The 19,946-nt window shown below is 42.6% G+C and carries 22 protein-coding genes; 15 read left to right on the plus strand and 7 right to left on the minus strand.

Annotated features, from left to right (window positions below; translation table 11 throughout):
- Positions 1-1,134, plus strand: a complete 1,134-nt coding sequence (locus tag HUS62_RS09985; protein ID WP_058586121.1) for a fatty acid desaturase — start codon at positions 1-3, stop codon at positions 1,132-1,134.
- A gap of 13 nt (positions 1,135-1,147) precedes the next feature.
- Positions 1,148-2,578: a Si-specific NAD(P)(+) transhydrogenase gene (gene sthA / locus HUS62_RS09990; protein ID WP_175079399.1), complete on the plus strand. Its 1,431-nt coding sequence runs from the start codon at positions 1,148-1,150 to the stop codon at positions 2,576-2,578.
- Between the two features lie 59 nt (positions 2,579-2,637).
- Here sthA and hemE read toward each other — a convergent pair whose 3' ends face one another.
- The gene (gene hemE / locus HUS62_RS09995; protein ID WP_054562901.1) at positions 2,638-3,702 is read right to left on the minus strand and encodes a uroporphyrinogen decarboxylase; all 1,065 of its coding nucleotides are present in this window, start codon (positions 3,700-3,702) and stop codon (positions 2,638-2,640) included.
- Positions 3,703-4,315: 613 nt separating this feature from the next.
- Between hemE and HUS62_RS10000 the strand changes: the two genes are divergently transcribed.
- Positions 4,316-4,786, plus strand: coding sequence for an Rsd/AlgQ family anti-sigma factor (locus tag HUS62_RS10000; RefSeq protein ID WP_054562902.1), 471 nt, complete (start codon positions 4,316-4,318; stop codon positions 4,784-4,786).
- Positions 4,787-4,928: 142 nt separating this feature from the next.
- Positions 4,929-5,975: an LD-carboxypeptidase gene (locus HUS62_RS10005; RefSeq protein WP_175079400.1), complete on the plus strand. Its 1,047-nt coding sequence runs from the start codon at positions 4,929-4,931 to the stop codon at positions 5,973-5,975.
- Between the two features lie 54 nt (positions 5,976-6,029).
- Here HUS62_RS10005 and fkpA read toward each other — a convergent pair whose 3' ends face one another.
- Entirely contained in the window at positions 6,030-6,785 is a 756-nt protein-coding gene (gene fkpA, locus HUS62_RS10010; RefSeq protein WP_062564767.1) for an FKBP-type peptidyl-prolyl cis-trans isomerase, read from the minus strand.
- Positions 6,786-6,985: 200 nt separating this feature from the next.
- Between fkpA and HUS62_RS10015 the strand changes: the two genes are divergently transcribed.
- On the plus strand, positions 6,986-7,984 hold the full coding sequence (locus HUS62_RS10015; protein WP_063529198.1) for a WD40 repeat domain-containing protein: 999 nt from the start codon (positions 6,986-6,988) through the stop codon (positions 7,982-7,984).
- Complete coding sequence (locus tag HUS62_RS10020; protein WP_054554490.1) at positions 7,971-8,183, plus strand: SlyX family protein; 213 nt, start codon at positions 7,971-7,973, stop codon at positions 8,181-8,183. The genes HUS62_RS10015 and HUS62_RS10020 overlap by 14 nt, the downstream gene beginning before the upstream one ends.
- Positions 8,184-8,206: 23 nt before the next feature.
- Here HUS62_RS10020 and HUS62_RS10025 read toward each other — a convergent pair whose 3' ends face one another.
- On the minus strand, positions 8,207-8,410 hold the full coding sequence (locus tag HUS62_RS10025) for a YheV family putative zinc ribbon protein (RefSeq protein ID WP_054562906.1): 204 nt from the start codon (positions 8,408-8,410) through the stop codon (positions 8,207-8,209).
- Between the two features lie 129 nt (positions 8,411-8,539).
- Here HUS62_RS10025 and HUS62_RS10030 point away from each other — a divergent pair, with 129 nt between their 5' ends.
- Positions 8,540-10,459, plus strand: coding sequence for an ATP-binding cassette domain-containing protein (locus HUS62_RS10030; RefSeq protein WP_175079401.1), 1,920 nt, complete (start codon positions 8,540-8,542; stop codon positions 10,457-10,459).
- Positions 10,446-10,865, plus strand: a complete 420-nt coding sequence (locus HUS62_RS10035) for a TIGR02444 family protein (RefSeq protein WP_175079402.1) — start codon at positions 10,446-10,448, stop codon at positions 10,863-10,865. Before HUS62_RS10030 ends, HUS62_RS10035 begins: the two co-directional genes overlap by 14 nt.
- A 224-nt stretch (positions 10,866-11,089) precedes the next feature.
- Here the strand turns inward: HUS62_RS10035 and HUS62_RS10040 are convergent, their stop codons facing one another.
- From HUS62_RS10040 to HUS62_RS10050, 3 genes are all read right to left on the minus strand, one after another.
- Positions 11,090-12,505, minus strand: coding sequence for a mannose-1-phosphate guanylyltransferase/mannose-6-phosphate isomerase (locus tag HUS62_RS10040; RefSeq protein ID WP_175079403.1), 1,416 nt, complete (start codon positions 12,503-12,505; stop codon positions 11,090-11,092).
- 65 nt (positions 12,506-12,570) lie between these two features.
- Positions 12,571-13,344, minus strand: coding sequence for an amidohydrolase (locus HUS62_RS10045; protein WP_175079404.1), 774 nt, complete (start codon positions 13,342-13,344; stop codon positions 12,571-12,573).
- Positions 13,332-14,474, minus strand: a complete 1,143-nt coding sequence (locus tag HUS62_RS10050) for a methionine aminotransferase (protein ID WP_175079405.1) — start codon at positions 14,472-14,474, stop codon at positions 13,332-13,334. Before HUS62_RS10050 ends, HUS62_RS10045 begins: the two co-directional genes overlap by 13 nt.
- 99 nt (positions 14,475-14,573) lie before the next feature.
- Here HUS62_RS10050 and HUS62_RS10055 point away from each other — a divergent pair, with 99 nt between their 5' ends.
- From HUS62_RS10055 to HUS62_RS10080, 6 genes are all read left to right on the plus strand, one after another.
- Positions 14,574-15,203 (plus strand): methylthioribulose 1-phosphate dehydratase, encoded by a 630-nt coding sequence (locus tag HUS62_RS10055; RefSeq protein WP_175079406.1) that lies wholly within the window; start codon positions 14,574-14,576, stop codon positions 15,201-15,203.
- The gene (gene mtnC / locus HUS62_RS10060) at positions 15,200-15,886 is read left to right on the plus strand and encodes an acireductone synthase (RefSeq protein ID WP_175079407.1); all 687 of its coding nucleotides are present in this window, start codon (positions 15,200-15,202) and stop codon (positions 15,884-15,886) included. The genes HUS62_RS10055 and mtnC overlap by 4 nt, the downstream gene beginning before the upstream one ends.
- Positions 15,883-16,425, plus strand: a complete 543-nt coding sequence (locus tag HUS62_RS10065; protein WP_175079408.1) for an acireductone dioxygenase — start codon at positions 15,883-15,885, stop codon at positions 16,423-16,425. Before mtnC ends, HUS62_RS10065 begins: the two co-directional genes overlap by 4 nt.
- A 1-nt stretch (position 16,426) precedes the next feature.
- Positions 16,427-16,768, plus strand: a complete 342-nt coding sequence (locus HUS62_RS10070; RefSeq protein WP_058586110.1) for a gamma-glutamylcyclotransferase family protein — start codon at positions 16,427-16,429, stop codon at positions 16,766-16,768.
- A gap of 69 nt (positions 16,769-16,837) precedes the next feature.
- Positions 16,838-17,146 carry a hypothetical protein gene (locus HUS62_RS10075; RefSeq protein ID WP_175079409.1) on the plus strand — a complete coding sequence of 103 codons (309 nt, stop codon included), beginning with the start codon at positions 16,838-16,840 and terminating at the stop codon, positions 17,144-17,146.
- Positions 17,143-17,541, plus strand: coding sequence for a hypothetical protein (locus tag HUS62_RS10080; protein ID WP_175079410.1), 399 nt, complete (start codon positions 17,143-17,145; stop codon positions 17,539-17,541). Before HUS62_RS10075 ends, HUS62_RS10080 begins: the two co-directional genes overlap by 4 nt.
- Here the strand turns inward: HUS62_RS10080 and mtnA are convergent.
- Complete coding sequence (gene mtnA, locus HUS62_RS10085; RefSeq protein ID WP_175079411.1) at positions 17,530-18,558, minus strand: S-methyl-5-thioribose-1-phosphate isomerase; 1,029 nt, start codon at positions 18,556-18,558, stop codon at positions 17,530-17,532. The two genes, HUS62_RS10080 and mtnA, sit on opposite strands and share 12 nt — an antisense overlap.
- A 145-nt stretch (positions 18,559-18,703) precedes the next feature.
- On the opposite strand from mtnA, the gene mtnK reads away from it, so the two are divergent.
- The gene (gene mtnK, locus HUS62_RS10090) at positions 18,704-19,921 is read left to right on the plus strand and encodes an S-methyl-5-thioribose kinase (protein ID WP_175079412.1); all 1,218 of its coding nucleotides are present in this window, start codon (positions 18,704-18,706) and stop codon (positions 19,919-19,921) included.
- The last annotated feature ends 25 nt before the right edge of the window (positions 19,922-19,946 follow it).

Consider the following 19,946-nt stretch of genomic DNA (forward strand, 5'->3'; position numbering starts at 1 on the left):
ATGAAAAAACCACCGATTATTTGGACCAATGTGCTATTTTTTAGCCTTACATTTTTGGCCGCGATCACCCTTGTTCCTTGGTATGGCTTTAGCTACGGATACACCAGTACACAGTGGATAGCCTTTGTTGGCTGTATGTTCTACGCCGGACTTTCTATTACTGCAGGTTATCACCGTTTATGGGCACACAAAGCCTATGATGTGCACCCTGTTATTGAAGTGATTTTTGCCTTAGGTGGTGCTTTTGCACTACAAAATAGTGCCTTGCACTGGAGTAGCGATCACCGTATTCACCATGGTCAAGTCGATGATCCAATCAAAGACCCTTACGCCGCTACAAATGGCTTTTGGTATAGCCACATAGGTTGGATGCTGCGCGATTATCAAGGCGAGCAATACGGTAACTACAGTAACTGCCGTGACTTACAAAAAAACAAAGTTGTTATGTGGCAACACCGTCACTATATGAAGTTAGTCGTCGCGACTAATTTTGGTATTCCTTTACTACTTGGTTTAATGCTTGGCGATGTATGGGGCATGTTATTACTGGTTGGTTTACTACGCTTAGTATTGAGCCAACATTTTACCTTTTTTATCAACTCGCTGGCGCATATCTGGGGTTCACGTCCATACACAGAAAAAAACACCGCCCGTGATAATGGCTTTTTAGCGCTATTCACCTACGGTGAAGGCTATCATAACTTCCACCATATTTTTGCTAGCGACTATCGCAATGGCATTAAGTGGTATCACTATGATCCAACTAAGTGGATGATCCGCTCTTTAGCGGCAATCGGTCTTGCTTCAAAATTAAAGCGCACACCGATTGAGCGAATCGAAAAAGCCAAAGCAGAAACCTTGATGAATAAGACTCAAGGTCGCCTTGCAAAATTGCCTTTAGCGCAAGATAAGCTTACATTATTACAATCTGAGTACGATTTACTGCTGAAAAAACTGCAACACTTCTGTGCCTTGCAAAAACGCGTGTTAGAAATCAAACGCAATAAAATGATGAAACAATGCGAAAAGTCAGCATTAATGACACAATATCACGAGCTTGAAGCCGCTTGGGAAAACCAAAAGCAGGCTTGGCTTGCACTAAATGCGAGGTTGTTAAAAGCCTCTTTTAGTTAACATAGGAGCGGCTGTGGCCAAACAACAAGTAAAGCAAAAAGATACTCCATCTTATCAATATGATGCGATCATCATAGGTACAGGTCCTGGCGGTGAAGGTACCGCCATGAACCTGTCTAAAAGTAACAAGAAAGTCGCTGTCATTGAGCGCCAAGAAGCGGTAGGTGGCGGTTGTGTGCACTGGGGTACTATCCCGTCAAAAGCATTACGTCATTCTGTAAGCCGTTATATTGAATATAAAGCAAATCCGCTTTTTAATATTAGTGAACGCCCTAACCGCTTAACTTTCCCAGATATTTTGCACCACGCAAGTAACGTCATTTCAAAGCAATCTAATTTACGCAGCAGCTTTTATGAGCGTAACCGCATTCATATGTATCAAGGTGATGCTGAGTTTATTGATAACCACACTATCAAAGTGACGCACCTAGACGGTTCGTTTGAAACTCTTACTGCACAAACAATCGTTATTGCTACTGGCTCGCGCCCTTACCGTCCACCGGGTGTAGACTTTAAACATCCACGTATTTACGACAGCGATACGATTTTAGGCCTTGAAGATGACCCTCATCGTGTGCTGATTTATGGTGCCGGTGTAATTGGTTGTGAGTATGCCTCTATTTTTAAAGGCTTAGGTGCCAAGGTTGACCTGGTAAATACCCGTGACCGCCTACTTGCTTTCATGGATGCGGAAATTTCAGATGCTCTAAGCTATCACTTCTGGAATAGCGGCATTGTTATTCGCCATAATGAAGAGTTTGATCGCGTAGAAACTCGCGATGATTGTGTGGTAATGCACTTAAAATCAGGTAAGCGCGTAAAAGCTGACTGTATTTTATTTGCCAATGGTCGTACTGGTAACACAGACACATTAAACCTTGAAGCTGTAGGCCTAAAAGCGGATGGTCGTGGCCAGCTTAGAGTGAATGAAACATACCAAACAGAAGTCGACAACATTTATGCTGTAGGTGATGTCATTGGTTACCCAAGCCTTGCAAGTGCGGCATTTGACCAAGGCCGTATTGCAGCCGATGCGATTGCAAGTGGTAACTGTGATGAGAAGCTGATCATTGATATCCCAGCAGGTATTTATACGATCCCTGAAATGAGCTCAGTGGGTAAAACAGAGCAAGAATTAACAGCTGCAAAAGTCCCTTACGAGGTAGGCCGTGCTCAATTTAAGCATTTAGCGCGAGCGCAAATTGCTGGCACCGAGGTGGGTAGCTTAAAGATTTTATTCCATGTTGATACCAAAGAAGTACTGGGTGTGCACTGCTTCGGTGAGCGTGCCTCTGAAATCGTTCACATCGGCCAAGCGATTATGGAGCAAAAGAACGGCGGCAATAACATTGATTACTTTGTAAATACCACGTTCAACTATCCGACCATGGCTGAAGCCTATCGCGTAGCTGCATTAAATGGCTTAAATCGTTTGTTTAAGTAACGAAGTAAATTACAACAAAAAGCCCGCTTAATGCGGGCTTTTTTACGATTATCTTTTGCTTATTTGTGGTATTTACCACTGAATTCATGAACCGCGTTGATAAATACACCTGCGTTTTCTGGGTCTACATCTGGAGTAATACCATGACCTAGGTTGAATACATGGCCAGAGCCTGTACCAAAGTCTTCTAGGATAGTGGCAACTTCTTGGCGAATACGCTCAGGCGTGCCATGCAGCATTGCTGGGTCCATGTTGCCTTGCAGCGCTACTTTATCGCCAACACGACGTTTTGCATCACCGATGTTAATAGTCCAGTCTAGACCTACTGCATCACAGCCTGTTGCTGCAATTGCTTCAATCCACTGACCACCATTTTTAGTAAATAACGTCACTGGTACTTTACGGCCATCATGTTCGCGAATTAAGCCATCAACAATCTTGTGCATGTATTGTAATGAAAACTCATTGTAGTCACGTGGGCTTAATACACCGCCCCATGAGTCAAATACCATTAACGATTGCGCGCCCGCTTTAACTTGCGCGTTTAAATAGTCGATTACTGAGTCAGCTAATTTATCAAGTAATAGGTGCAGTGTTTGTGGCTCTGCAAAGGCCATTTTCTTGATTTTACCGAATGTTTTGCTGCTACCACCTTCAACCATGTAAGTGGCAAGTGTCCAAGGTGAACCAGAGAAACCAATTAGCGGTACTTCACCTTTTAATTCGCGACGAATCGTACTTACCGCATTCATCACATAACCAAGCTCATCAGTTGGATCGATATTTGGGATTTTTTTAACATCTGCTAATGAAGAAATCGGACGTTCAAATTTTGGACCTTCACCTGTTTCAAAGTAAAGACCTAAGCCCATAGCATCAGGAATAGTTAAAATATCACTGAATAGAATTGCAGCATCAAGCGGATAACGACGTAATGGCTGTAACGTTACTTCACAAGCAAGTTCAGCGTTTTTACATAAACTCATAAAGTCGCCTGCTTGGGCACGTGTAGCACGGTATTCAGGTAAATAGCGGCCAGCTTGGCGCATCATCCATACCGGTGTGACATCAACAGGTTGCTTTTGTAGTGCACGTAAATAACGATCGTTTTTTAATTCGCTCATGCGTATAGAATCCTAGAACTGAATGAAATTGAGCAGATTGTATCACCATATTGCGCGTCTCACTATGGATAGATAATCAAGGCTAGATATAGATCATGTTTTTTAAGCCAGCCTAAGCCTAATGTGCGTTTTTTGAGCGAAAATAAAATAAATTTAAAACTTTCTATTAATAAATTTGCAACATAAAAAAAAGCTTGGTATAACTTATCCCGCGTTAACAAAAACAATAATAAAAATCTTATAACAATAAGAATAACAATCTTCCCATAACAATAAGAACGCTTGTTTTAACAAGTCTTAGAAAAAGAATTAAACCACCAATTTTGGTGGTTTTTTCTTTTCTAAATCAGCAAATTATAACTCCTCCGCTCAGATAAAAATCGCAAAATTAATACTAGTAGTTTTGAATCAATTCCCATACACTGCAATGAGAGCAAAAAAAGTCCACTCTAAAAACAAGGTCATTTTTTGGCCTATTCAATGCTGAAAAGTATGTCTTTAGAATGACTTTTTACAATCTGTTGCAATTAGACACTAAGAATTTAGTTGATCTTTGTGTCATATTTCCTTTTTATATATACAAAGGAAAACCTACTCAGCGAGGAGATGAAATATGCTGACGCGTTTGGAAAAAGCTCAACAAAAATGGGGTGGTAGTCACTCTGTAATCGACAAATGGCTCACAGAACGTCAAGAGCTGCTTGTGTTGTTCTGCCGTATTGCAGGCTTTTCACCGTACGAAAAGAAAGATCACGCCCTTCCTGATCAGCTGCAAATTCAAAACTTTTGCCAAATTCTGATGGATTACCTTTCTGCTGGCCATTTCGAAATTTACGACGACATTGCCAAAGCGTGTGAAGAAAAAGGTCCTGAGAGCCAAAAGCTGGCGAATGCCTTATACCCTCGCATTTCTGAAACCACAGATGTAGCACTCGACTTTAACGACAAATACGCAGAAGTTGACAAAGATGACTTGCTTGATGAGTTTGATAAAGACCTATCAATCTTAGGCGAAGCACTTGAACTGCGCTTTGAGCTAGAAGATGAGTTAATCGACAACTTATATTCTAATCACACCAGCTAACAGCTTAGTTACACAGCAGAGAAACACTCTCTGCTGAAGTGTTTTTGCCTTGCCAAAAAGAATCATCTATTCCATTTCGTAACAAATATTTGAAATATTTTCTTCAATGCGATACTCATACTATAAAAACATGAGGCTCGCTATGAATAAACGGTCATTTTTAAAGTCACTTTCAATTCTTGCTGCTGGCGCAAGTCTGACATCAGCTCCTTTAATGGCGGCACAAAATGCTAGTACCCAAACATTAATTAAGCCAAAAGCTCTTACTACAGGCGGCACAATTGGGATATGTAGCCCGTCAGCTGCCACTGCTGAGCAGGCTGATATCATATTAGCAAAGGGCGTTATAGAAGCACTGGGTTACAAGGCTAAGCTTGCACCAAACATTTTAGCAAGACGAGGTCATTTAGCTGGCACTGATGCAATGCGAGCCGGCGACTTAAATAGTTTATTCAGCGATAAAGAGGTTGATGCCATTTTGTGTTTACGTGGCGGTTCAGGCGCTGCCCGTATTTTACCTTTGCTAGACTACGCAATGATCCGTAACAACCCAAAACCTCTAATGGGCTATTCGGACATTACCGCTCTTCACAATGCATTACTGTCTCAAGCTGGGTTAATCAGCTTTCATGGCCCAAATGCATCGAGTGACTGGAACCCGTTTCATGTTGCGCAATTTAAGAGCATGTTCGAAGCGCGTAAGCTAATGCAATTCCAAAACTTACCAAAAGCCGATGATGAGCTTGTTAACACACAGTATCTGACCCAAACGATTACACCAGGTAAAGCCTCTGGACGATTAATCGGTGGCAACTTAACAGTACTGACAGCCCTTGCAGGCTCGAATTATTTACCTGACTTTAATGGCGCAATTTTATTTTTAGAAGATATCGACGAAGCGCCGTATCGAATTGACAGGATGATGAGCACACTAAAACTCATGGGCGCACTGGATAAAATTGCAGGCTTTGTATTTGGTGATTGTAATGACTGTAAGCCTGGCCGTGGTTATGGCTCTTTAACCCTTGACGATATTTTTGCAGATTATATAAAACCGCTGGGAATTCCTGCTTATCGTGGAGCTATGATTGGCCATATTAAGCGCCAATTTATCCTGCCTGTTGGCACTGTGGTTGAGCTTAATGCAGATAGTGGCACATTAAAAATGAAAGAAGCGGCATTTAGTTAATAAACTTCGCGCATAAAAAAAGGGCTAAAAAGCCCTTTTTTATTGAGTTAAATATTACTCAGCTGGTACAGCTTTGTCATCGCTTTGGATTTCAAGTAATTCTACTTCGAAAACAAGCGTTGAGTTTGCTGGGATCTTACCAAGATCACGCTCACCGTATGCAAGTTCAGATGGAATAGTGAACTTGTACTTAGAGCCAACTGGCATTAATTGTAAACCTTCAGTCCAACCTGGGATCACACGGTTAAGTGGGAAAGTAGTTGGTTCGTTACGTGAGTAAGAGCTATCGAACTCAGTACCGTCTAATAAAGTGCCTTTGTAGTGTACTTTAACAACGTCAGTTGCTACTGGCTTTTCGCCTTCACCTTCAGTGATCACTTCGTACTGTAGGCCAGACTCAGTTACTGTAACGCCTTCTTTTTTCGCGTTTTCAGCTAGGTATTTTTCGCCTTCAGCTTTGCTCTTTTCAGATTCTACTTTCGCTTTTTCTTGTTGTTTAGTGCGAATGCTTTGATCAAGCGCCGTTAACACTTCACGAATTTTTTCGTCATCAAGTTTAGCGTTACCCGCTAGTGCGTCTTCAAAACCACGCTTAAGGAGTGCTTCGTCTAATTCAACACCTAGCGCTTTTTTATCAGCAAGGTCTTGGTTTAAGAAGTTACCAACAGATGCACCAATACCGTATGCTTGTTGTTGAGCTTCAGTCTCTAGTTTAACTTCAACTTGCTGTTCTTTTTTTGCTTCCTGATTACAAGCTGTAAGCGCTAAAACTGACGCTGCAATCAATGACAATTTAATCGTCTTTCTCATTTTATATCTCCGACACACTTTGCAGTTGTCAATTATTGTATTATTACTAGTTAAAGATTAACGACCTACATGGTAGGCTGCTTGTCTAATAACTAACGTCATGCCTATGCATGATCAGCGATTAGACTAACAACCTAGGCCTTCAACGAGACCTAGTCTAACCTCTCAATCACTAAGAGTTAAGGGGAAATACTCGTAATATGTCGATATTTCGTACTTTTTTGTATCTGCTCAGCCTTTGCTTAGTTGTAGCCTGCTCTGAGCAACATGAGCAATCAACTGCACGCTATGAGCATGCGGCTAAAGGTGCCTTCGCCAGTGCGCTGTCACACGATGGCAAATACAGCTTAATCTCATCAATACACCATGGGGTCGCACTGTGGGATAATCAACAACAGGTGCTAAAATACCAATGGTTTCAACAACAAAATCAAGATAGCTTGGTTCATACTGTTGCTATCTCTTACGACAATAGCCATGCAGTTACCGCTGAGAAGTCCACCTTTGCAGTGTGGGACATTGCCACGGGCAACAACACGGGTTATTACAAAATACACGCCTCAACAATTCGAGATATCGCGATAAGTAACCAAGGGCGCAGTGTATTATATGGCCGCGCCGACGGTGTAGTCGTTTACCTCGACTTAGAGAGTGGCAGACGCATAGAGTTCCTTGGCCACCAAGAAAAAGTCAATGTTGTTGATCTATCACCTAACGGTCACTACGCCATTAGCGGCTCAAATGATTATGTTGCTTACTTTTGGGATACTCGCACAGGGCAAGTGATCCACCGCTTTAATCACCCAAGTCGCGTTACTCAAGTCGCCCTTGATCCACAAGGTCGTTACGCATTTACCGCAGACAGTATGAAGCAAGCAAATGTATGGCAACTGACTACAGGTGATCTTGTTAGCAAACTGGCGTATATTGCGCGTCAGAAAATTTTTACCGCCGTCCGTTTTAACGATGAAGGGACTTTAATTGCTACCGGTTCACCCAATCGATTGGTTGATTTATGGCAGCTAGAGTCAGGTAAAAAATTACAAACGTGGCAAGTGATTCCTCGTGAAGGAAGCCGCCCGAAATCAGCCGTGGTGTTAGATGTTGCGTTTACTGATAACAACCAAGCGTTATTAACCGAAAGCTCCAGCGGATTCGCTGAAAGTTTTAATCTAAGAGAATCAAATGAATACAATTGAAGATCGTCTAATGGAACTTGAAGCGAAAGTCGCTTTTCAAGATGAAACAATTGAAATATTAAACGATGAGCTTAAAGCGCACCAACAACAGCTGGCTAAAATGAAACGCCAGACAGAGTTACTTGCAGAAAAGATAAAAGAAGCGCAGCAGCCATCTTTAATGTCACAAATGCAAGAGCCGCCACCGCCGCACTATTAATTAGGTAGCGATAGAGCCGGGGATTAATCACCCGGCTTAAATACACCAATCACTTGCTCAAATTGGCGTGTTGAGGCTTGCACTGCCTGCTCTGGTTGCGTCATTTTGTGGCCACACTGTACGCACTCCACTTTTTCCACATCATGTTCTTTATAAAGCATCATGGTATCCATGGCCTTACACTCAGGGCATGATGCGCCAGCAATAAAGCGTTTCTTTTGTCTCATAGATGATCTCCCGTGGCATGTAGGCTGCTATTTTAGCCTAATAATTCTCTGTTTGATACGATTGCGAAGGCTAATGTGATCCGTGTTATGATAGCGGCAATTTAATCAGTGCTGTGCAAGTAAACATTCATGATCCAAATTTCAGACATCGAACTTCTACGTGGTGGTAACGCCTTACTAAAAGGGGCCTCTGCAACCTTATTCCCAGAGCATAAAGTCGGCCTTGTTGGCGCTAATGGCTGTGGTAAATCAACGCTGTTCGCGCTATTAAAGTCTGAATTGCAACTCGATGCCGGTGAATGCCAAATTCCTAAAGACTGGTCAATTGCCTCTGTGAAGCAAGAAACACCCGCGCTCGAAATCAGCGCTCTAGATTATGTATTACAAGGTCACCCTGAATATTACGCGCTAAGAATTGCACTACGCGAAGCTGAGCAAAATAACGACGGCGATGCACAGGCAAAAGCACATATTGGCCTAGAACATATTCAAGGCTATAGCATTGAGGCAAAAGCAGGAGAGCTATTACACGGTTTAGGTTTTAGTAATGAGCAAATAGACAACCCAGTGAGCGCCTTTTCTGGTGGCTGGCGTATGCGCTTAAACTTAGCACAAGCACTGATCCGTGACGCCGATTTATTACTGCTGGATGAGCCAACCAACCACTTAGATCTCGATGCGGTTTACTGGTTAGAACGCTTTTTACGTGCCTACACAGGCACTCTAGTGCTTATTTCCCATGACCGAGAATTCTTAGATGCCGTTGTTGACCAAATTTGGCACATAGACGCACAAAAAATAAATGTCTATAAAGGCAATTACTCGCAATTCGAACGCCAAAAAGCAGAGCGCTTATTGCAACAACAAGCGATGTTCGAAAAGCAACAAGAACAAATTGCTCACCTAGAAAAATTCATTACGCGCTTCAAAGCAAAAGCCAGTAAGGCTAAGCAAGCACAAAGCCGCGTAAAAGCCCTAGAGCGTATGGAAAAGCTGGCCCCAGCCCATGTTGACTCACCCTTTGATTTTGAATTTGCTGAGCCAACAGCACTGCCAAACCCATTAATGACTCTCGACCAAGCCAAAGCAGGCTATGGCGACACCACCATTTTACACAGCATCAAGCTAAACCTTGTGCCGGGTAGCCGTATTGCGCTGCTTGGCCGAAATGGCGCAGGTAAATCAACACTGATTAAATTATTAGCTGGCGATTTACAACCTCAAGCAGGTGAAGTATTTCAGCATCAGGGCTTAAATATTGGTTACTTTGCGCAGCATCAGCTTGAGTCACTTGATTTAAAAGCCAGTGCAGTGACCCATTTACAACGTTTAAATCCACAAGCTCCAGAGCAGTCACTACGTGACTTTTTAGGCGGCTTTGCATTCTTTGGCGATAAAGCACTTGAGCCAGTTGCGCCATTTTCTGGCGGTGAAAAAGCCCGTTTAGTGCTAGCTATGCTGGTGTACCAAAAGCCAAACCTACTGTTACTGGATGAGCCAACCAACCACCTAGATTTAGAAATGCGTCATGCCTTAGTGATGGCGCTACAAGGCTTCGAAGGCGCTATGGTTACCGTATCGCACGACCGTCATATGCTTAAAAATACCGCTGATGAGTATTACCTCGTTGATAACGGCGAAGTAACACAATTTGGTTATGACCTTGATGCCTATTACCAATGGCTACTGAATGCCAATAAAGAAGCTGCTAAAAGCCCTGAAGACAATGCCCCTAAAGCCCATTCAAGCGTTAACCGCAAAGAGCAAAAGCGCTTAGAAGCTGAGTTCAGAAAGTCAGTGCAGCCGTTGAAAAAGCAAATCGAAAGGCTTGAAAAGCAACTTGATAAGTACTCTACAGAGCTTGGTGAAATCGAAAACGCACTTGCCGACAATGACTTATACAATGATGAAAATAAAGCCAAACTAACAGAGCTACTCGCTAAGCAAGCAAGCTTAACACCCAAGCTTAATGACGTTGAAGAAGAGCTGCTCATGGCACTTGAAGAGCTTGAAGAAAAAGAGCAGGCCTTTGCCGATGAAACCGCTTAACAGCGAACAGTTTTGGCAGTTTGCATGCAAGCTTTACAGCAAAGACGGCATGCAAACCAAGCTACTAGGCTATCAAGACCAGCAAAGCAAAAATGTGAACCTTTGCCTGCTGCTTTATTATCTCGATTCTTTAGAGCTGGCTGTAACACCCTCTCAACTGAGTGAGCTTGAGTCGTGCATTGCCGAATTTGACCAACAAGCTTTAAAGCCCCTACGAGCCACACGCGCCTACCTGAAAACTATTCAAAACGAGATTTCAGACTACCCCACCATCCGCAAAGAGCTACTTAGCGCAGAACTAAAACTAGAAAAACAACAGCAACAATTACTGATAAACACAGCGAATGCCATGATATTCACTCAGTGTGAGAATGCGGAGAATTTAAAAATTTATATTAGTGGTTAGTGGTTAGTGGTTAGTGGGGGTAAAGTTTAAACGTTGTAAGTCAAGCCTACCGCTCTGATCAACTGACGTCTGACGGCTGAAAGCTGACAGCTCTGCTTACGTTGGGTTTCGCTTCGCAAACCAACCTACCCGAAGAGTGAACAGGGCGAATGCTGAGTGAGACACCGCACTCAACAACTCTACCGCTCAACTGACGCCTGACGGCTGAAAGCTGATAGCTATGTCTACTCCCTCCCATACCTATCATCAAATCGCTCGATGTCAGTTTCATCAAGTATCGCTCCGGTTTGTACTTCGATAACGATCAGTGGCGTGTTTTGTTGATTAGCAAGACTGTGCAATTGTTTAGCCGCAATATAACAAGATTGATCAGCTGTTAATTCAAATTCGTCATCACCTACTCGCACGCTTGCCACGCCAGATACGACGACCCAGTGCTCTGCACGGTGCTGATGGCGTTGAGTTGAGAGCTTTGCACCGCTGTTTACGATGATTTTCTTTACTTTAAAGCCAGTGCTTTCAATTAAAGTTCGATAGTTACCCCAAGGTCTGAATACGGCTTGATGGTGGGTTAGTTTATCGTTATCGACAACAGCAAGCTGTTTAAGTAAATCAGGGAGCTTATCGAGCGCACTTTTGTCTGCCACTAAGGTGGCATCATGAGTATGTATAATTGCTTTATTACTCACGCCGAGCGCCGCAATAGTATGGTCGGCTTCGCTGATAAGTAGATTATTCTCGCTATCTAAACTCACCCCTTGTGAGGCTAAATAATTGCCATGATGGTCTTTTTCTGCGATTTTCGATAATGCAGAAAAGCTGCCAACATCGCTCCAATTTAAATCAACAGGAATAACAGCAACGTTAGCGCTACGCTCCAAAATAGCATAATCAATAGAATCACTTGGGCATGCTGTGAGCGCATCCGCAACGGGTCTTTGAAAACCTAAATCTGCGGTGAAGCTTGCCGCTTTTGCGACACTGTCAGCAATCTTTGGGGCAAAACGATTAAGCTCGCTTAAATACATATCTGGCAAAAATAAAAACATGCCGCTATTCCAGCCATATTCACCACTGGTAAGGTATTTTTCTGCTAATTCCAGAGCTGGTTTTTCTTTGAACTCAGCCACCTTAAAACAACCTTCATGGGCTAACGGCTCACCTTGGCGAATATAACCATAACCGGTATGTGGCTCAGTGGGAGTAATAGCAAAGGTTACTAATTGTTGTTGCTGACAAAGCGCTATCGCATTATCTAAGCAGGCAATAAGCTTATCAAAATCACTGATATGGTGATCAGCAGGCATGACTAGTAAGGGGTCGGTTAGACCATTTTGCAATGCAAATTCAGCGGCCAAGGCAATCGCTGGCGCGGTATTTTTACCTTCAGGCTCAAGCAATAAAGTATAGTTATCTGTGATTTCTGCAATTTGCGTTTTAGCAATAAAACGATGCTCTTCATTACACACTAAAATTGGCGCATTAAATCGTGAGTCAGCCACTCGTAACAACGTGTTCTGTAAGAGTGATTTTTCGCTAAGTAAAGATAAAAACTGCTTAGGCATCGCTTTACGCGACAAAGGCCATAAACGAGAACCTATGCCACCAGCAAGAATAACGGGGGTGATTTTGCGACTCATGATTGCTTATAGTAAATAATCCAATCATGAGTTTAACAAATTTTTGAGTATGCGGCTTCGAGCAATTACAGTAACTGAAATTGATCAGCATCTAAGTGAGCAGGAAACACTCTTCGAAAGTCATCAAGCGGTGATTTTTCTAAGCGCTGAATAATGATGCCCGATTGGTCATCTTCAAGCTTCGCCAAGGTGTCGCCTTTAAAATCATAAACGGCAGTACCACCACTGTGGGCAACATTATTACCATCAGCACCAATGCGATTCACACCCACGACATAACACAGGTTTTCCATTGCGCGTGCTTTTAGAAGAGTATCCCAGACATGGCGACGAGCAGCTGGCCAATTAGCTACGTTGATCATCACATCGTAGTCGTTGCAATTACGCTGAAATACAGGAAAGCGTAAGTCGTAACACACTTGCGGCAAAATGCGAAAATCATTGATAGCGAATATCTCGCGCTGCTCGCCTGCTGCGACGAAATTGCCTTCGTTACCTAAACAGAATAAATGGCGTTTGTCGTAATACCTCACTTCGCCATTTGGCCAAACCCAATAAAAGCGATTAGCCTTTTTGTCGCCTTTTGCAACTAAAACAGAGCCTGCAACCACAGCATTTTTTTGCTTAGCTGTGGCTTTTAACCAGCTAAGTACCTCGCCTTGCTCTGGTTCGCTGCAATCTAGATTAATCGCAAAACCCGTGGCAAATGTTTCTGGCAAGACAATTATATCAACTTGCTCGTTTAAACTGTTAAGCTGCTCTGTAAAGTGCGCAAGGTTGGCGCTTTTATCAAGCCAATGCAGTGATGACTGCACTAAAGCTAAGGTTAAAGTTGGCATAAAATCTCCGCGGCACATTTTAATGTGTCATCATTTTTAGCAAAACATAAACGAATCACTTTGTCGCTGCTTGCACTGTTATAAAACACACTGAGTGGTACAGCTGCAACACCCGCTTGCTCAACCAACCATTGGCAAAACTCAACATCATCAAGATCAGACACATCACTGTAATCGAGTAATAAAAAGTAGGTGCCTTCACTTGGTAATATTTTAAAACGGCTTTTCGCTAATGCTTCGCTGAGCAAGTCGCGTTTTTGTTGATAAAAACAACTAAGTTCATCAACATGTTCTGGCTCTAACTCAAGCATATCGGCTAGTGCATGCTGGGCAGGCGTAAAGCTTGAAAAGGTCACATATTGGTGAGTTTTACGAAACTCCACCATGAGCTGAGCAGGTGCAACGCAATAACCCATCTTCCAGCCGGTGCTGTGAAAGGTTTTGCCAAAGCTTGATATCACAAAACTGCGTGCAAATAACTCAGGGTCGGTCAGCGCGCTTAAATGCAAAGCGCCATCAAAGGTAATGTGCTCATACACTTCATCGCTAATTACATATAAATCATGCTTAGTAACAAGCGCTTTAAGGGCATAAATATCTTCTTTTTTAAAGATTTTACCGCTTGGGTTATGTGGCGTGTTGATGATGATGACACGTGTTTTGTCTGTTATAACATCGGCTACAGCTTGCCAATCGATTTTGTAGTCTGGCGCATTTAAGGCAACGTGAACTGAGCGACCACCAGCAAGTTCAATTGCCGGTTGATACGAGTCATACGCGGGGTCAAATACCACAACTTCATCACCCTCTTTAACAAGCGCTTGAATTGCTACGAATAATGCCTCTGTTGCCCCTGAAGTGACGGTAACTTGTTGCTCGTAATTTATGTTGTTATGGTATTTTCTAGCTATCAAAGCCGCTATTTGCTGTTGTAGCTTTGCAACCCCACTTGAAGGCGCATATTGGTTTACTCCCTCAAGTACATAATGATTGAGCTGTTTTTTTAGTAATTCTGGTGCATCAAATTCAGGAAAACCCTGAGATAAATTAAGCGCTTGGTGCTTATTTGCTAGAGCGGTCATTTGACTAAAAATACTGGTGCCTAAATTCGGCAATTTACTTTCAAACACAGAGGTTCCTTAAAGATGGTTTTGCGCCCGAAGCGATGCTATCATTGCTTAAAACAGATGTATAGCCGTCTAAATAACTTTTAGAATGTCGAGGAATATATGCATAACAATACCGCTATTTCAGAACTAATTGAAGCTGGTAAATGGGTAAGCCAACGTGGCTGGGTCCCTGCTACTGGTGGTAACTTTTCAGCCCGCACTGCAAGCGGTTATGTCGTCACAGCAAGTGGCTTCGATAAAGGTCAACTCGGCACTCATGCATTTATTGAATTTGATCATGAAGGCAATCGTACTAAAGGCTCTGGCAATCCATCAGCTGAAACTGAGCTACATTTGAATATGTATAAGCTGATCCCATCAGCTAAATTTGTTTTGCATACCCATTCTGTTGCAGCAACTGTGTTATCGCGTGTGATCAAAGGCCACGCTATCAATTTGCATGGCTACGAAATGCAAAAGTCTTTAAGCGGTGTCAAATCGCATTTAGATACCTTAACTATTCCTATTTTTGATAATGACCAAGACATTGACCGCTTAAGCTTACTGGTCAGTGATCATCACCTTCACACCCCTATTGAGCATGCCGTATTAATTCGTGGCCATGGTTTATATGTCGTTGGCCGAGATATCAAAGAAGTACAGCGTCATTTAGAAGGCTTAGAGTTCCTATTTAGCTGTGAGCTTGAGCGCCTAAAACTAGAAGGTATTCAAGCTGGAGTTCAGCCATGATCAAAGCGATTTTAACCGATATTGAAGGCACAATTACCCGCATTTCTTTTGTTAAAGACGTATTATTTCCTTACGCGGCAGGGCAATTACCTAAGTTTGTGAAGTCACATCAAAGTGACCCAGAAGTAGCAGCCCAAATTGAGGCCGTGAAAGCACATATTGAACAACCCGAAGCCGATATCGACACGGTCATTAGCCATTTAATTCATTGGATTGAAACAGATCAAAAAATTACCCCACTCAAGCAGTTGCAAGGGTTAATTTGGCAAACGGGCTACGAAAGTGGTGATTTTACTGGCCACCTTTACCCAGATGCTTATGACTTTTTACAACTCCAAAAACAAGCTGGTAAAAGTTTATATGTCTACTCATCAGGCTCAGTAAAAGCCCAACACCTGATTTTTGAATTTTCTGACTACGGTGATGTTAGACCTTTATTCAGTGATTACTTCGACACTAAAGTCGGTGCAAAACAACAGCAAAGCTCTTATGAGAATATTATCGCCGAGCTGCCATTTGACGCTGCCGAAGTATTGTTTTTAAGCGATGTGGTGGCAGAGCTTGATGCTGCCAAAGCTGCTGGTCTTGGTACTTTGCACCTTGTTCGCGATGGCCAAGCAGTAAGCGACGCTCACCCATACATTAACGATTTCACAGCATTTAGTGCGGAGCTTTTAGCATGAGCCAATTAACTATTTATAACGATAACAACGCAAACAACATACTGTTTCACAGTGAAGACTTAAGCGCGATTGCGAGTGAGCTGAATGCGGTTGGCGTTCGCTTTGAGCAGTGGCAAGCAACGGCACAGATTGACCAAGATACCAGCCATGACACTATTTTAACTGCCTATGCTAGCGATATAGAGCGCCTTAGGGCTGAAGGGGGCTATCAAACAGTGGACGTTATTTCGCTTGCTAAAGGTAATCCAAATGCCAGCGAACTACGCAGCAAGTTCTTATTTGAACATACACATAGCGAAGATGAAGTTCGTTTTTTTGTGAAAGGCCAAGGTTTATTTTGTTTACACTTAGGCAATAAAGTGTATCAAGTGCTGTGCCAACAGGGCGACCTAATTTCAGTACCAGAACTCACACCACATTGGTTTGATATGGGCAACGACCCTGAATTCACAGCAATTCGCTTATTCAATAATACCGAAGGTTGGGTCGCTAAAAGCACAGAGTCAACTATTGCTACCAACTTCCCACTGCTGGACTAACATGGAAAAGCTATTCTCTTACGGTACTTTACAATACCCGCAGGTTCAGCTTGATACCTTCGGGCGTTTGCTCGAAGGTCAACCTGCTACGCTAACTGGGTATGTCATTGGTGAAGTCGAGATCACCGACGAAGCCGTACTTAAAAGTAGTGGTCAACGTTTTCACCCGGCTTTAATCAAAACAAGCAAACAAAGTGATATTGTTAATGGCACTATTTATTTAATCACCGAACAAGAGCTTGCTCAGGCAGACGCTTACGAAGTAGATGATTATCAGCGAATTGCAGAAACATTCCAATGTAACAACCAAGCTTGGCTATATGTTGCAAAAAACAGCCTTTAATTTACAAATATAAAAAACCCGAGCCGCATCATCTTTGAGCGCCATAATGTTGGCCAAGTAGAGATATACATGGCCAATTTAGATGGCAGCTCGTTAAAGCTTTTAACTACCAACGATTACCGTGCATGGGTAGCCACATATGATGAGCAGACCAACTCACTAATTTGGTATAGCCGCGGCACCTCAACTATTGAATCATTCTCTTTTGATAGTATGAGTCGACAACCCGCTATAACAGCGCCAGTAAAACGAGCAAATTATGCTTACCCTTTAAGCAAAGAAAGTGTGTTGATCAGTACTGACCTTCACGATAAAGATGCCGCAGTCTTTGACCTTAATTCAAAAACAATGAGTTACATCGCCACAGCGATGAAGTGATTAAAAGCACTATAGATACACCCCTAGCTATTGCATGGTATGACGATACACAGCTGATTGTGCATTCTAAATACGATAAATACCTGCTTTTAGACAGCGATAACAATATCTATAGTGAGCTGACTACACCAGACAAACTAACTGAGTTAAAGCCTTCTATTGTGTCGATGGCAAGTAACCTACATAGCTTGTATATCGCCACTGATACTGAAGTTTTCAGCATTAATTTAGCCACAATGCAGGGCGTTGAGTTAGTACTTCAAATGAAGCCTTCACACTATATATCGCGCCTTAATGCTAAAAACGACAAGCTGGCAGTGACCTTCTTAACTGCCAACAATCAAAATAGCATTGAGCTCTACACTAAAAAAGCGCAGAGTAATTTACGACTTTAACTGTTTTAGAATACCTTGCTCGATATCGGACTGGTTATAAACGCCGCTATCGAGCACCCAGCCTGTGACTAGGCTCGCCGGTGTCACATCAAATGCCGGGTTATAAACCTTCGCGTTAGTCGGTGCCCACATCGCTTCACCAAAACTACCACTAACACCGCGCACTTCATTAGGACTGCGTTGCTCAATTTCGATATCTGCACCACACAACGTTTGTGTATCAAGTGTCGTAAGTGGCGCAACGACATAAAATGGAATGTTATGGAAATGCGCTAACACAGCGAGATTATAAGTGCCGACTTTATTGGCAAAATCACCGTTTGCAGCAATACGGTCTGCCCCTACAAAGATTTTATCTACTTTGCCCGCAGCCATTAAACTCGCCGCCATGTTATCGCAAATCAAGGTATAAGGAATTTGCCAGCGCTCAAGCTCAAAAGCCGTTAAGCGGCCGCCTTGCAGTAACGGCCTTGTTTCATCAACCCAAACATGAATGTCACCATGGCGTTGCTGAGCTTTATAAATAACCCCTAATGCAGTGCCGACACCCGCAGTCGCTAAAGCACCGGTATTACAGTGGGTTAAAATGTTATCGCCTTTATCAACCAAAGCAGCACCACGTTCTGCCATGCTATCGCAAAGGGCAATATCTTCTTTAAATAACTGCTCAGCAGTCGCGACAACAGCAGTTACAAAGTCAGTCTCTGCAAGCGCTACGCGTAACTTGGCCATGCAGTGCATAAGGTTTACCGCTGTTGGGCGTGTTGCTTCAAGCTCATCTATAGCAACAGCAAGTGCTGATTGACTCATGCCTTGCTCAGCTAAGTGTGCAACCAATAAGCTCGCACCTAAGCCGATTAAAGGTGCTCCCCGGATTTTCAAAGTCAGAATCAAATCTTTCATCGTTTCAACATCGTTACATACATGCCAATGCTGTTGATGTGGCAACAAATACTGATCAAGCACGGTTAGCGTACCTTGCTGATATTTAATACTGCTGGCGATGAGATCTTGCATACTGAATCCGAATAACTAATGAATAACTAATTTAAGTGAATAGTTATTTTACATCAGTTTTGATAACTAACAAGCTAGATGTATGGACATCTAAACGGTTACAGGTATAGAATGCTCAAAGTTAATTGTATTACGAGATAGAGCCATGGCTAAATACACTGCCTTTAATGCAGAGCATGCTGTTGATTACATTAAAGAACTTGTTAAAAGTGAACTAATTTCAGTCTTCCCTGCTGATGCAGCACTGACTGCATACGAGTTTGGTGACGGAAACTTAAACTTAGTTTTTCGGGTTGCTGATCAGCACAACAACAGTGTAATTCTAAAGCAAGCACTGCCTTATGCCCGCTGCGTAGGTGAGTCATGGCCATTATCATTAGACCGCTCCAGAATCGAAGCCGAAGTATTGATTAATCATGGTAAGTTATGCCCAGAGCATACCGTGGCGATATTGCATCACAATGTAGAGCTAGCATTAACCGTGTTAGAAGATTTAGGTGAGTTACAAATTTTACGTGGCGCACAAATCAACGCAGAGCAATTTCCATTATTGGCCAGCCATGTTGCGCTCTACTTAAGCCGAACAGGCTTTTATAACTCAGACTTTTACTTATCTGCTGAAGATAAAAAAGCCAAAGTCAGTCAATTTATTAATCCTGATTTATGTAAGATCACAGAAGACTTATTCTTTACTGATCCGTACATTGAGCATGAGCGCAATAATTTCCCAACTGAGCTTAATGAGCACGTCGAAAGTATTCGAAATAATGATGCTTTAAAACTGGCCGCTGCGAAATTAAAAGCTAAATTTTTATCTTGCCCACAAACTTTATTGCATGGCGATATGCATAGTGGCAGCATTTTTGTTGATAGCAAAACCACTAAAATGATCGACCCAGAGTTCGGCTTTTTTGGTCCTGTTGGCTTTGATATCGGCTCATTTATGGGTAACTTGCTTCTAAATTACTGTGCCCAAAACGCCCGTATTACAGAGCAAGCAAAGCGCCGTCAGTATCAAACTCATTTATTAACCTGCTTACAAGACTGTTATAGCCAATTTGAGCAACATTGGTTAAACCTAGCAAGCAGCGAAGCAACTGATATTAGCTTTGCAAACCGCACCTTTAGCGAAGATTACTTACAACACGTATTGCGTGATGCGATTGGCTACTGTGGCGCTGAACTTATTCGCCGTACTATTGGTTTAGCCCATGTTGCAGATATAGACGGTATTGAAGATGCACAAGCTCGTTTAGCAGTACAACAGCAAACACTCGTACTTGGCGAGCAACTGATGCTTAATGCCACAAGCTGTAACAATAAAGACGAGTTCTTTTCGTTGTTAATCAGTTTATTAAATTAACTAGCAAAAAGTAAAAAGGCGCTCA

Source organism: Pseudoalteromonas sp. 0303, from assembly GCF_013349995.1.
In the GTDB taxonomy this organism is placed as follows: Bacteria; Pseudomonadota; Gammaproteobacteria; order Enterobacterales; family Alteromonadaceae; genus Pseudoalteromonas.